At 67.0% G+C, this 13141-nt stretch carries 12 protein-coding genes; 5 read left to right on the forward strand and 7 right to left on the reverse strand.

Annotation, left to right across the window (positions count from 1 at the left end; genetic code table 11):
• Entirely contained in the window at window positions 1-786 is a 786-nt protein-coding gene (locus tag ACOYW5_RS08590; RefSeq protein WP_423068835.1) for a hypothetical protein, read from the forward strand.
• On the opposite strand, the gene ACOYW5_RS08595 is transcribed toward ACOYW5_RS08590, so the two are convergent.
• Entirely contained in the window at window positions 773-1723 is a 951-nt protein-coding gene (locus ACOYW5_RS08595; RefSeq protein ID WP_423068836.1) for a hypothetical protein, read from the reverse strand. The two genes, ACOYW5_RS08590 and ACOYW5_RS08595, sit on opposite strands and share 14 nt — an antisense overlap.
• Window positions 1724-1852: 129 nt before the next feature.
• On the opposite strand from ACOYW5_RS08595, the gene ACOYW5_RS08600 reads away from it, so the two are divergent.
• The gene (locus tag ACOYW5_RS08600; protein WP_423068837.1) at window positions 1853-3292 is read left to right on the forward strand and encodes a glycosyltransferase family 39 protein; all 1440 of its coding nucleotides are present in this window, start codon (window positions 1853-1855) and stop codon (window positions 3290-3292) included.
• On the opposite strand, the gene ACOYW5_RS08605 is transcribed toward ACOYW5_RS08600, so the two are convergent.
• From ACOYW5_RS08605 to ACOYW5_RS08615, 3 genes are all read right to left on the reverse strand, one after another.
• Complete coding sequence (locus ACOYW5_RS08605) at window positions 3289-3513, reverse strand: DUF2093 domain-containing protein (RefSeq protein WP_423068838.1); 225 nt, start codon at window positions 3511-3513, stop codon at window positions 3289-3291. The genes ACOYW5_RS08600 and ACOYW5_RS08605 overlap by 4 nt on opposite strands.
• A 94-nt stretch (window positions 3514-3607) precedes the next feature.
• Window positions 3608-5020, reverse strand: a complete 1413-nt coding sequence (gene xseA / locus ACOYW5_RS08610) for an exodeoxyribonuclease VII large subunit (RefSeq protein WP_423068839.1) — start codon at window positions 5018-5020, stop codon at window positions 3608-3610.
• 283 nt (window positions 5021-5303) lie between these two features.
• The gene (locus ACOYW5_RS08615) at window positions 5304-7292 is read right to left on the reverse strand and encodes a DUF5107 domain-containing protein (protein ID WP_423068840.1); all 1989 of its coding nucleotides are present in this window, start codon (window positions 7290-7292) and stop codon (window positions 5304-5306) included.
• Between the two features lie 124 nt (window positions 7293-7416).
• Here ACOYW5_RS08615 and purD point away from each other — a divergent pair, with 124 nt between their 5' ends.
• Both purD and ACOYW5_RS08625 read left to right on the forward strand, forming a co-directional pair.
• Window positions 7417-8697 carry a phosphoribosylamine--glycine ligase gene (gene purD, locus ACOYW5_RS08620; RefSeq protein ID WP_423068841.1) on the forward strand — a complete coding sequence of 427 codons (1281 nt, stop codon included), beginning with the start codon at window positions 7417-7419 and terminating at the stop codon, window positions 8695-8697.
• 40 nt (window positions 8698-8737) lie between these two features.
• A complete protein-coding gene (locus ACOYW5_RS08625) occupies window positions 8738-9715 on the forward strand; it encodes a patatin-like phospholipase family protein (protein WP_423068842.1) in 978 nt (325 codons plus the stop codon).
• Here the strand turns inward: ACOYW5_RS08625 and ACOYW5_RS08630 are convergent.
• A complete protein-coding gene (locus ACOYW5_RS08630; protein WP_423068843.1) occupies window positions 9712-10152 on the reverse strand; it encodes a nucleoside deaminase in 441 nt (146 codons plus the stop codon). The two genes, ACOYW5_RS08625 and ACOYW5_RS08630, sit on opposite strands and share 4 nt — an antisense overlap.
• Before the next feature lie 183 nt (window positions 10153-10335).
• Between ACOYW5_RS08630 and mutL the strand changes: the two genes are divergently transcribed.
• A complete protein-coding gene (gene mutL, locus ACOYW5_RS08635) occupies window positions 10336-12138 on the forward strand; it encodes a DNA mismatch repair endonuclease MutL (RefSeq protein WP_423068844.1) in 1803 nt (600 codons plus the stop codon).
• A 2-nt stretch (window positions 12139-12140) separates the two neighbouring features.
• Here the strand turns inward: mutL and ACOYW5_RS08640 are convergent, their stop codons facing one another.
• Complete coding sequence (locus ACOYW5_RS08640; protein ID WP_423068845.1) at window positions 12141-12575, reverse strand: YdeI/OmpD-associated family protein; 435 nt, start codon at window positions 12573-12575, stop codon at window positions 12141-12143.
• Between the two features lie 8 nt (window positions 12576-12583).
• Window positions 12584-13138, reverse strand: a complete 555-nt coding sequence (rsmD, locus tag ACOYW5_RS08645; protein WP_423068846.1) for a 16S rRNA (guanine(966)-N(2))-methyltransferase RsmD — start codon at window positions 13136-13138, stop codon at window positions 12584-12586.
• Between the last annotated feature and the right edge of the window lie 3 nt (window positions 13139-13141).

Here is a 13141-nt window from a genome sequence, read left to right on the forward strand (position 1 = left end):
ATGCTGCAGCAGATCGTCAGCCTCTGGATCGGCGACCGGCTCGGGCTGATCGAGCGGCTGAGCCTTACGTCGTTCGTGGCGCAGGGCCATCCGATCGCGCTCTACACCTACGGCCCGGTTGCGGGCGTCCCCCAGGGGGTCGAGGTACGGGACGCCGAGGCGGTGCTGCCACGGACGATGGCCGACGCGAACCGCTACTCAAACGGCTCCTACGCGCTGTTCTCCAACATGTTCCGCATGGAGCTGCAGCGGCGGTCGCTCGGGATGTGGGTGGATGCGGACGTCGTCTGCTGGCGGCCAATCACGGTGGATGGGCCGTTCGTTGCAGGGCACGAGTCCGACAGATTTCTCAATGGCGCGATCCTGAAGCTCGCGCCGGACTCGCCGATGCTGGTGGATTGGCTCGATACCGCTGCGAGCGGCCGGGTGCCAAGGTGGCTACCTTTCCATCGCGCGCCGAAAGCATTGCTGCGCCAGCTCACCGGACAGCGGATCGAGCCGGCGGAACTGCCGCATGGCACGTTCGGGCCCAAGTCGATCACGGCACTGGCGGAAGTACACGGCTTATGGGCAGCCGCGCAGCCGATCGACGTGTTCTATCCGCTGCGCCCTCGGCAGGCAGAACTGCTCTGGGACCCGTCGCTGAAGCTCGCCGATGTGGTGACCGAGCGAACGCTGACCATCCACCTGTGGAACGAGAAGCTGAAGCCGTTCCGCAACGTCCCCCCACCGCCCGGCTCGATGATGGCGGAGCTGATGGCGCGCTACGGCGTCACGACTGGATAAAGTTCAGTAGCTCCCGGTCGGCGGGTGCCATCTCGGCGATATTGCGGCCGGCGAAGATGCGCGATGCCTCCCGACCGCGAGCGGCCACGATCCTCTGGCGTTCTGTAAATCTCAGCAGATTCAACCGGTTCTCCGAACGTGCTAGGTCGCTCGGCTCGATCACCTCGCGATCGGCGCGATGGGCCTCAAGCCGTTTGGCGTAGCGGCTCTGGGGGTTGGTCTCAAGGTCGTAGTTGGCGAAGCCGAACTCGGGTTTCAGGTATTTTAGGTGCCAGTAGACGAAGGAGTGGAAGCGGCGGCGCATGCCGGGCAGCTGCAATACTTCGAAGCGGCGGTCGTGGACGAAGTAGGTCTCCGATGTCACTGGGAAAATGCCGATGTCACCGGAGCCGGAATAGGGTTCGCGGCGGAGGATGCCGACTTTGCCGGCTTCGTCGCGAGCGAGGTTAAGACCCGAGAAGCAGGCCATTTCGCGCTGCGCCGCCCGGCTGCCGCGGACGTCGGCGACGAGCTTTGCGATCGCTGCGCCCATGGCGATGTGGTCGTCGTCGAGCTTGGTGACGTGGGTGAAGCGGGTGCGGGTGAGCGCGAAATTGTAATAGTTTACAAGGCTTAGCGGCGAGTCTGCCGGCTCGTTGGCGTGGCCTGCGCTGCCGGGGGGATAGACCGGCGGGACGTAGTGATAGACCCGGAGACGCTCGCCGAACTCCGTCGCGAGGCGCCCGAGGATCTCCGGCGTGGCATCGGTCGAGCGGTTGTGGACTGCGACGATCTCGTCAAAGTGCTCGATATGGCTGCGGATGGCGGCTTCGAGCGAGAAGGCGCCGTCGCGGATGCGCATGAAAGCGCTGATGCCGGGGCGGCGCGACGCGACCGCAAGCTGCGATGGCTCGAAGCGGTAGTCGGTGACTTCGCGCGGATCGTTGGGGCTGCTCAACGTTGCGTCCGGATCGTTTGACTGGTAGCGCAGCCGGAGCACACAAGGCAGGCGAGGAACGCCCGTTTCATGCACGCGACCGCGCCTTCCCTTAGCGGGTCCGACCCGCAAATCAAAGACCTGGGGCGCATGGCGCTCGCGATCATCGGCGTCGCGACGGTGCTGCGGATCGCGCTGGCGGCGGTGCTGCCCGCAGGGGTGGACGAGGCCTATTCCATTGGCGTAGCTCGACAATTCGCGCTGAGCTATTTCGACCACCCGCCGCTGCACCTGTGGCTGGTGGGCGGCTGGGCGAAGCTCACTGGCAGCGAGGCGCTGGTGGTACTGCGGCTGCCGTTCATCGCACTTGGTGCGTTATCGTCGTGGCTGATGTACCGGCTCGGCGCGGTGCTGTTCGGTGGGCGGGCGGGATTGTGGGCGCTGATCCTGTTCACGCTGGCGCCGGTGTTTGGCGTCGTGCACCTGACCATGATCCTGCCGGATGGACCGCTGATCGCGGCGGCGCTGGCGACGGCCCTGGTGATGCGGATCGTGTTTGCCGCCGATGCCGGGCGGCAGCTTGGGCTATGGGCGCTCGTGGGACTGCTGGCCGGGCTGACGCTGCTGGCCAAGTATCACGGCGCGCTGCTGATCCTGGGGGTGCTGCTGTTTCTCGCTACGACGGGGGCGGGTCGGAAGCATTTGATGAGCCCCGGGCCGTGGCTGGCCGCGGCGATCGCGGCGGTGTGCTTCCTGCCGGTGATTGTGTGGAACGCCGGGAATGGCTGGGTGTCGTTCGGATTCCAATCCGGCCGCAGCGGAGTCGGCGGTGATCTCAGGTTGTTCGGGCCATTGGAATCATTGGCGATTCAGGCGGGATATCTCTTGCCGTGGATTTTCGTGCCGCTGGCCTGGGCCTCGGTCCGCGCCATTCGCCGCGGACCGAGGGACACCGGGCGCTGGATGCTCGTGTGCCTCGCGATGCTGCCGGTCGTAATCTTTACTGTCCTCACGGTGTTCAGCCGTGGTCTCGCGCATTGGCAGATGCCGGGGTGGCTGTTTGCGATTCCGCTCGCGGGCGAATTGCTGGCTGATGCAGGGCCGCGGGTGAGGCGGGCTGCCAGAATTGTGGCGACCGCAACAGCTCTTGCACTTCTTGGTCTGACAGGCGTTGGAGCCATTCAGGCAAGGTGGGGGGCTTTCGACGCGCTGTTCCAGCCAATTGGCGATCCTACCGACGGGTTGATTTCGTGGCAGCAGCTTAAGCCCGATTTGGAGGCGCGGGGATTACTGGGGCCGCAGACTTTCATCGCCAGCTCGAACTGGATCCGGGCTGGGCAGCTCAACGCGCTGTTCGGCAAACAGATTCCGGTGCTGTGCCTCTGCGATGACGCGCGGCAATTCAGTTGGTTGAACCGGCCGGAACGCTATGCCGGCTGGACGGGAATCGTCATCGATACGCCGGCGCGCATTGACGAGAGGACGTGGCCTTTCGAGTCGGTCGGGGTGGCGGAGCAGATCGACCTGATGAAGGCCGGGCGCGTGGCGCTGTCGCTCAAGATGCTGATCGGTAAGGGGTTTCGACCCTAGCGCGCTGGGATGCCGTAGCGTTTGTGGGCTTCGTAGGCGGCTTCCGCGTTGGCGTAGGCTTCCTGCCGATCGACGTTCCAGTAGGTCAGCTCGTCGAGCGGGATGGGCGAACCAGTGATAGCGCAGCGGACAAAACTGCCCGGCCGCAGAACGACATAGTCGGCATCGAGATACCGGACATGGGCCTCTGACGGGCTGAAGCTTTTGTCGAAAATGTTCATCGCGGCACCAGATATAGGTCAGTTCAGCTGACTTGGAAACAGCGGCTTCCTGAACGGGTCATTGACGGAAGCTGAACGGGTTTTGAGGCGAATTTCAGAACAGGCTGCCCTGGTTGTCTTCGCCGGGTGGGGGCTTGATGCGTTTGCGGGTGCCGGGGGCGCCGCCGACGGTGACGCCGATGGTGCCGTCGGCGACCTGGACGTGGAGCGGGTCGCCGGGCTTTACCTGCGCGGTGTGCTTGACGATGCGGCCGTCGAAATCGGTGACGACGGCAAAGCCGCGGTCGAGGATGTTCTTGTAGCTCACGGCATCGAGGAGCTTCGACGCCGACTCGAGCCGCTTCTTGCGGTCGTCGATAATGCGGGTGAGCGCGGGAGCGAGGCGGCTGGCGGCGGGGGTAAGGCGGGCGCGGAGGTTGCGGACTTCGCCGCGCAGCGTGTTGGGCGAGAGGCGGCCGGAGACGCGCTCGAAGGCGATGCGCTTGCGCTGGCCGGTGTGGCGGAGCGCAGCGGCGAGGTTCGAGGCGGCGTGATCGAGGCGTTGGCGGGCGGAGGCGACGAGATCGAGCGGGCGCGGCAGGCCGGCGGTCGCGGCGCGCAGGCGATCGCGATAGTTGGACGCGGTGCGGCGCATGGCGTGGCGCTGGCGGGCGCCGATTTCATCGACATAGCCGATGAGGTCGGCGCGGACGGGGACGGCGGCTTCGGCGGCGGCGGTGGGCGTGGGGGCGCGGTGGTCGGAGGCGTAGTCGACCAGCGTCGTGTCGGTCTCGTGGCCGACGGCGGTGATGATCGGGATGCGGCTCGCGGCGACGGCGCGGACAACGATCTCTTCGTTGAAACCCCAGAGGTCCTCGATCGAGCCACCGCCACGGGCGACGATGAGGACGTCTGGACGCGGGATCGAGCCGTCCGGGCGCAGGGCATTGAAGCCGGTGATGGCGGCGGTGACTTCGGCCGCGGCGGTTTCGCCCTGCACGCGGACCGGCCAGACGATGACGTGGCTGGGAAAGCGGTCGCTGATGCGGTGAAGGATGTCACGGATCACGGCGCCGGTGGGCGAAGTGATGACGCCGATGGTGCGCGGCAGGTAGGGCAGTTCGCGCTTGCGTTCGGCGGCGAACAGCCCCTCCGCGGCCAGCGCCTTGCGGCGGGCTTCGAGCAGCGCCATCAGCGCCCCGGCGCCGGCCGGCTCGATCTGCTCGATGACGATCTGGTACTTCGACGAGCGCGGGAAGGTGGTCATCCGCCCGGTGACGATGACCTCCATGCCCTCCTCGGGCTTGAAGGTAAGGCGCGGCCACGAGCTTTTCCACACGACCGCGTCGATCGAGGCGTTCTCGTCTTTCAGGGTGAAATAGGCGTGGCCTGAGGAGTGGACACCGCGGAAGCCGGAGATTTCGCCGCGCACGCGCACATTGCCGAATTCGTCCTCGACGGCACGCTTCACGGCGCCGGCGAGCTCGGAGACGGTGAATTCGGGGGCGTTGGTCAGCAGCGCGGGCATGGGTGAGAGGTGCGGGATTGGGGTGAGTCCGTCAAGGGTGGGAAGGTTTTGCTGTGACGCGACCACACACACAGGTGTCATTCCTGCGAAGGCAGGGACCCAAGTTTCCTCCGGCGCCAGCTGATGGTGGGTCCCAGCTTTCGCTGGGATGACAGCCGGTGGGGTTAGCAGGTGCCCACCAATGCGGATGACGACTGAGGGTTGGGCCGCCCCCTCTACCAGCTTCGCTGGTCCCCCTCCCCCGCCCCGCGGGGGAGGATGCCCGACTGCTGCTCCGGCGCGACTATTCCGACTTCATCCTGAAATTCAGGTGGGCCGGGACTGGGTGCTGTTTCAGGCGCTCGGCCAACTCAGCGGGGGTTGGTTCGCGGCCCAACGCCTCGGCGAGGCGGCCCCTCTGCAGGCTACCCCACAGCTGGTCGAGGAGCATTTCGCCTTCGCGGATGGTGGCGAAGCGGCGGTCGAGGAGCTTTTCGAGGAGGTCGAGATCGCCCTGCTGGGCGGCGACGCGGGCGCGGCCGAGGTGGACGCGCTCGTCGGTGAGGGCGGCTTCGGGCAGCGATGAGGCGAAAGCTTCGAGCTCGGTGAGGCGGTTGTGCTTGACGAGGTGGGCGACGATTTCGGCTGCGAGGGCTGGCGGGGCTTCGCCGGTGGCCCAGGCGGCGAGGTAGTCGCGTTCGGCAGCTGCAGGATCGGCGGCGATAAGGGCGCGCTGGCGGAGGCCGAGCCAGGTGGGTTTCAGCGCGATCGACTGGTCGAACAGGGCGGTGGTTTTGGAGCGGTCCTCACGGTCGAGCGCGGCGATCCCGAGGAGGAGGGCGTGGAGCCAGGTATCGCCCTGCCCGGCGCGGCTGCGCTCCAGAGCATCGACCCAGAGGTCGGAGACGGCGATGTCGTCAGGCACCATGGCGAGAGCGGTATCAGAGAAGCGGCCGGTGGTGACGAGGTCGTCCCAAGCGTCGCCGGGGAACGGGACGGAGAAATCGAGGCCTTCGGCCAGCGGGCCATGGATAAGCTGTTCCTGGCGGGCGCCCCAGACCGAGCCGGAGGAGAGGCGCTGCGCTACCGGCTTCCGCGCGGCGGCAGCGAGGAAGGTGTCGACATCGGCGAGTTCAGCCTCGGGGAAGCGGATGTCGATGGCGGCGGAAGTGGTGGCGACGGCAGTGCGGTAGTTCGGGTCCTGCGCGTTCACCGGATCGACGAAGAGGGCGCCGTAGACCTCGGTCCATTCGAGCTCGCTGCGGGCGGGGAGTTCGAAGCGCTGGTTCTGGGTCGGGGTGACGCCGGACTGGATCTCGATGTAGTCGCCTTCGCCCGGGCGGGCGAGATAGTTCATCCACTGCTGGCCGCCCGGGGCCATGCCGAAATAGAAGAACTTGCGGCCGACGAGCGTCGAGGTGGAGGTCTGCGCGAGGCCGAAGCCATCCGCGCCGAGCGCGGCGATATAGCGGCGGCGGGCGGCGGGCGCGCGGAAGAAGACCGAGGTCGAATCGCGCCAGTTCTCGGGATACGAGCCGTCGAAGCGGGCAGGATCCGGGAAAGAGAAGCGGGCGAGTTCATTGCCGGGCAGCACGTGCTCGATCGAGTAGTCCGCCGGGCTGATGACGCGCATGCCCTTGCTCATGGGCGCCGCAACATTGGTCCACCAATAGGCGAGCTTGGCGGTGTCGGCGGCGTTGACGGTGCGGCCGTGGACATAGAGGCGGCCATCGTCCTCGGGGAGGAAGAGATCGATCTGCCAGGTGGCTTCGACGATGCGATCGAACTCGTAGAGGCGGAGGATCGGGCCGCGCTCGGTCTCGACAATGCCGGCGAAGATGCGGGCGGTGGTGAAGGGCGTGTGGCCGGGGATGAGGCCGTTCCACTCGATGCCGCCGGAGAACCAGGCGTTGAGCGAGGCGAGGTTAGCCGGCTGGAAGACGGGATTGGTGAAGACGAGATCGCGCCCGAGCTTCAGGTCGCGCAGCGACATCAGGCGGCCGCCGAGCTGCGGGGCGACAGTGACCTCGAGCCGGCCGTTGGTGATGGCGATGAGCTCCATGTCGGCCTCGACGAGATGGCGGTCGTAATCATCGAAGACGCGGTAGGGGAGGATCGAATCCTTGCCCCACTGAAAGCCATGGCTGTCCTCCTCGGGCGAGAGGCCGCGGTTGGGCGGGGTGTTGGTATCGGCGATCGGCTGCTGCCAGCGAAAACGCGGCAGGCCGCTGGGTTGGCCGAGGCGGGACATGGGCATGCGGCGCGTTGTGGGGGTGATGGTGGTCTTGCCCATGCTGGTCTCCGAAATGGTGGGGGAGGATTGCTAGAACTGCGCGGCAAGGGCAAGGCGGCTTTTGGGGCATCTGGCGAGGGGTTGGCATGCGTGCTAGACGGGCCGCGGAACAAGGAACTCCTCGATGCGTATTCTGGTGATTGGCTCCGGTGGACGCGAACATGCCCTGGCTTGGGCCATCGCCAAATCGCCGCGGTGCGAGAAGCTGTTCGTGATGCCGGGGAATGGCGGGACGGAGACGTTTGCCGAGAATGTGCCGGTGGACATCACCGACCATGCGGCGGTGATCGGGTTCGCCAAGGCCGAGGCGATAGATTTCGTGGTGATCGGGCCCGACGCGCCGGCGGTGGCGGGGCTCGGTGACGACGTGCGCGCGGGGGGGCTCTTGTGCTTCGGGCCATCGAAGGCGGCGGCACAGCTCGAGGGCTCGAAGGCCTTCACCAAGGCGCTGTGCGACGAGGCCAAGGTGCCGACAGCGGCCTATGCGCGGTTCGACAACGAGATTGAGGCGCTGGCCTATGTGCATGACCAGGGCGCGCCGATCGTGATCAAGGCCGACGGGCTCGCCGCCGGCAAGGGCGTCACCGTAGCGATGACCATGGAGGAAGCGGCGGACGCGGTGCGAGACTGCTTCTCCGGGGCATTCGGCGAGAGCGGCTCGACCGTCGTCATCGAGGAGTTCCTCGAGGGCGAGGAAGCCTCGATCTTCGCGCTCTGCGACGGGACCAGCGTCGTGATGCTGCCGAGCGCGCAGGACCACAAACGGGTGTGGGATGGCGATCGCGGTCCGAACACCGGCGGCATGGGCGCCTATTCGCCGGCGCCGGTGATGACGCCGGACATGACGGCGCGCGTGGAGCAGGAGATCATCCTGCCCTCGATCCGGCGCATGGCCGAGCGCGGCACGCCGTTCACCGGTGTGCTCTTCGCCGGCGTCATGGTTACGGCGGATGGGCCCAAGCTGATCGAATACAATGTGCGGTTCGGCGACCCGGAGTGCCAAGTGCTGATGCTGCGGCTCAAATCCGATGTGCTCGACCTGCTCGAGGCGACCGCGCGAGGAACGCTGAAGGACGTGAAGCCGGAGTTCAGCGACGAGGTGTCGCTGACCGTGGTGCTGGCCGCCAAGGGCTATCCGGTGAAGCCGGAAACGGGCAGCGAGATCAAGGGCGTGGACGGGCTCGATGGCGCCAGGCTACGGGTCTTCCATGCCGGGACGATCCGTCGCGACGGCAGGCTGATCGCCAATGGCGGGCGGGTGCTGAACGTCACGGTGCTGGGCGCGACGGTGGCGGAAGCGCGCGACCGTGCCTATGACGCGATCGACCGGATCGATTGGCCCGAGGGCTTCTGCCGGCGCGACATTGGCTGGCGCGCCGTTGCGAGGGAACTGAAACCGGCCTGAACGAGTTGGAAAGAGGTTCAAGCGTATCCTCTTTCCTATCGTGGCACATGATTTTTCAGCGCCGATCTCGCCGACACCGCTGCAGCGGCGGGGGCAGGACATTGTCGATCGGTTGCGCGGTGTGTTTCGGGAGAATCCGCAATCGCTGGGGCGAGAGCCTCGCATCGGCGTGGCACTCGGCGGCGGCTCTGCCCGCGGGCTGACGCATATCCCCTATATCGAGGCGATGGACGAGATGGGGCTCAGGCCGCATGTCATCGCCGGAACATCGATCGGTGCGCTGATTGGCGCCGGCTGGGCCAGCGGCATGAGCGGCGCGGAGCTGCGCGAGCACTCGATTTCGGTGCTGTCGACGATGCGGGTGATCGCCGGTCGGCTGTGGGGCGCGCAGGTGCGCAACCTCGGCAACTTCTTCCAGGCCGGCTTCAACGTGCAGCTCGATGCGCGCCGGGTGGTAGATGCCTTCCTCCCCGACGACTTCCCGCATGAGTTCAAGGACCTCAGCACCAAGTTCTACGTGGTCGCCACGGACTTCCAGTCCTGGCACCAGGCGGTGTTTTCGGACGGCGCGATCCGCTCGGCCATTGCCGGCTCGCTCGCCATTCCCGGGCTGTTCAAGCCGGTGCCGTTCGCCAACCACCTGCTCGTCGATGGCGGGGTGGTGAACCCTCTGCCCCTCGACCAGGCGGCGGCGGACACCGACATTCTGGTCGGCATCGACGTCAACGGCGATCCGTCAGAGCAGATGACCAAGACCAACCACAATGTGATCGACGTGTGGTTCGGCTCGGCCCAGATCATGATGCACTCGCTGACCGCGCATATGATGGCGGCCTACCCGCCCGATGTCTACGTGCGGCCGCATCTCAGCGCCTTCGGAGCGCTCGAGTTCTGGCGCGTGCGCGAAATCATCGCGCATGTCGAAAAGGACAAGGACAACTTCAAGCGCGCGCTCGAAGGCCGGGTGGAGGCCTTCATCCGGCGCGAGGGCACCTCGACGCGGGCTGAAGATCGCTAGCGCAGGCCCTGGAAGAACGCCTTCAGCAGCTCTCCTGACCGGCTTGCCCCCAACCCGCCGATGACCTCCGGGCGGTGGTGGCAGTTCGGGCTTTCGAACAGGCGGATGCCGTTGTCGACGGCGCCGGCCTTCAAGTCTTCGGCACCATAGTAGACGCGGCGGAGGCGGGTGTGGGCGATGGCGCCGGCGCACATGGCGCAGGGCTCGAGCGTGACGTAGAGGTCGCAGCCATCCAGGCGGCCGGTGCCGCGGGCGGCGAGCGCAGTGCGGATGGCGAGGAATTCGGCGTGCGCGGTGGGGTCGTTCAGCTCGCGCATGCGGTTGCGCTCGGCAGCGAGAACGCGGGTGCCTTCGACGATGACGGCGCCGACCGGAGCCTCGCCGGCAGCGGCGGCTTCGGCGGCGAGATCGAGGGCTTGGTCCATTTGGGTGGGCATGGCTTTCCTTAGCCTCCCCAGCCACCCGATGTCATCCCTGCGCAGGCAGGGATCCAAGCTTCAGCTGGCGCGGGTGGTGAGTTGGATCCCTGCCTACGCAGGGATGACAACCTGTGGTTGGGGTGAATCCGGGTGTCATGGCAGCGGCTCGATCCCTATATTGTCTCCCCAGGAGAATCGCCCTTGCCCATCCGCCAGCTGCCCGAAGACCTGATCAACCGCATTGCCGCGGGCGAGGTGGTGGAGCGGCCGGCGAGCGTGGTGAAGGAGCTGGTTGAGAACGCCATCGATGCGGGGGCCAGCCGGGTTGCGATCACCACCGCCGGCGGCGGGCAGAGCCTGATCCGCATCGAGGATGACGGCGTGGGGATGGACGAGGCGGACCTGCTGTTGTCCGTCGAGCGGCATGCGACGTCGAAGCTGGCCGATGACGGGCTCGACGACATCCGGACGCTGGGGTTTCGTGGCGAGGCGCTGGCCTCGATCGGGTCGGTGGCGGAGCTGACGATCTCGTCGCGGCGGGCCGAGGATGCGAGCGGGCTCAAGCTGGCGGTCCGGCACGGGATCAAGGCGCGGCCGGTGCCGCTGGCGATGAACCGGGGCACGATCGTCGAGGTGCGGGAGCTGTTCGCCAACGTGCCGGCGCGGCGGAAATTCCTCAAATCCGAGCGGGCCGAAGCGGCGGCGATCACCGATATCGTGAAGCGGCTGGCGATGGCCAATCCGGGGGTGCAGTTCACCCTCGATGGGGCGGACCGGACGAGCGCGAACTGGCCGGGGCAACTCGGCGAAGGCGCGCTCAGGGCGCGGCTCGGCGATGTGCTGGGGGCGGACTTCGGCGAGAACGCCGTGACGCTCGCGACGATCCGGCACGGCATGGTGGTGACGGGGCTCGCTGGGTTGCCGACCTACACGCGGGCCAATTCGCTGAGCCAGTACTTCTTCGTCAACGGGCGCTCGGTGCGGGACAAGGTGCTGGTCGGGGCGATCCGGGCGGCCTATTCGGACTTCGTGTTTCGCGACCGGTTTCCGGTGGTGGCGATCTTTCTCGCGGTCGATCCGGCAGAGGTGGATGTGAACGTGCATCCGGCGAAGGCGGAGCTCAGGTTTCGCGATCCCGGGGGGGTGCGGGGGGCGGTGATCCGGGCGATCGGGGATGCGCTGACGGCGGCCGGGCATCGGGCAAGCTCGGGTGTCGCGGAGGACGTGGTGGGGGCGTTTCGGGTGCCGGAGTTTGGGGGGGTGGTGACGTCCGAGGGTTTGGCCGCCCCCTCCCCCAGCTACGCTGGGTATCCTCCCCCGCCCCGCGGGGGAGGATACCCGACTGAGGCCGCCCTGCGCTTTGCGGCCTTCGATGAACCGAGTGCGCGGTACAATGAGCCTGTTGCAGAAAGGGTGGAGGACTACCCGCTCGGCACTGCCAAGGCGCAGATGTTCGACAATTTCATCGTGGCGCAGAATGGGGACAGCCTGTTGCTGGTGGACCAGCATGCGGCGCATGAGCGGCTGGTGTATGAGCGGTTCAAGGCGCAGATGGCCTCGGGGCCGGTGGCGAGCCAGTTGCAGCTGATCCCGGTGGTGGTGGAACTTCCGGAGGACGATTGCGCGCGGCTCGAGGAGGCGGCGCCGGTGCTGGAAAAGCTCGGGCTGGCGATCGAGCGGTTCGGGGCGCGGGCAGTGGCGGTGCGCGAGACGCCGGCACTGCTGGGGCAGCCAGATGTGGCCGGGCTGGTGCAGGATCTGGCCGACGGGCTGGCGGAGTGGGATTCGACGGCGGCGCTGGCCGACCGGCTCGAGGCGATCATCGGGCGAATGGCCTGCCACGGCTCGGTACGATCCGGGCGGCGACTGAAGCTCGAGGAAATGAACGCGCTGCTGCGCGAGATGGAAGTGACGCCGCATTCGGGTCAATGCATCCACGGGCGCCCGACTTATGTCGAGCTGAAGAAGGCGGATATCGAGCGGTTGTTCGGGCGGACGCGCTAGGCTTAGCCGCCGAGGGTCTCGACCAGCTTGGCGATGCGGCGCGCGCGGACTTCGGCGGTCTTGGCCGCCTCGATATCGCGGACGTTCTTGCCCTTGAGGCCGAAGGGCAGCTTGTCGACGGCGGTGCGGGCAGCGGGGCGCAGATCGAGTGCGGACTTGAGGTCGTCGGGTTCTTCGACCTCGCGCGGGGCGGTGTCGAGGACAACATCCAGCTCGATCTCTTCGCCTTCGTTGATACCGGCGGCTTCGCGATGGGCGGCGCTGATGCCGATGAGGCGCTGGCCGTTCTTGACGGCGATACGGCTGCGCCAGGTGACACCGTTGATGGTGATGGCGACTGGTGGCCGCGCCTCCGGACCGAGTGCCTGCATCACTTCGGCCGGAACTTCGACCGCGGTGGCGTTGCCGGAGGGCATGACGGTGGCGCCGAACTTCATGGTTTGCCTCACACGGTGCGGATAAAATGCACGGCCGCCGCACCATACTCGCGGCGATCGTCGAGCAGGAAGCCGGCGGGCAGCTCGATCTCTTCCTCGGCACTCTCCTCGAGCACGATTGTGGCGCCTTTGGCCAGCCAGTTGCCGGCGAGCAGCGAGACCAGTGCCTTCTCGCCCAGGCCCTTGCCATAGGGCGGATCGAGGAAGACCAGGTTGAACGGACCCATGGTGCCGGCCGGCCCCAAGGCCGTGGCGTCGCGGCGGAGGAGCTTGGCGATGCCGGCGATGCCGAAGGCTTCGATGTGGTCGCGAATGATGCCGCGGGACTCGGCGCCGGTATCGACGAACACGGCCCCCGAGGCACCGCGCGAGATAGCTTCGAGGCCGAGAGCGCCGGTGCCGGCGAAGAGGTCGAGCACTTTCAACCCATCGAGATGCACGCCGATGCGGCTCGCGAGGATGTTGAACACCGATTCGCGGGCCCGATCGGAGGTGGGGCGGATGCTGTCATCCGTGGGCGACAGCAGGGCCTTGCCGCGAAACTTGCCGGCGACGATGCGCAAGGC

Origin of the sequence: Devosia sp. CN2-171, from assembly GCF_049354815.1 — a bacterium.
Taxonomy (GTDB): domain Bacteria; phylum Pseudomonadota; class Alphaproteobacteria; order Rhizobiales; family Devosiaceae; genus Devosia_A.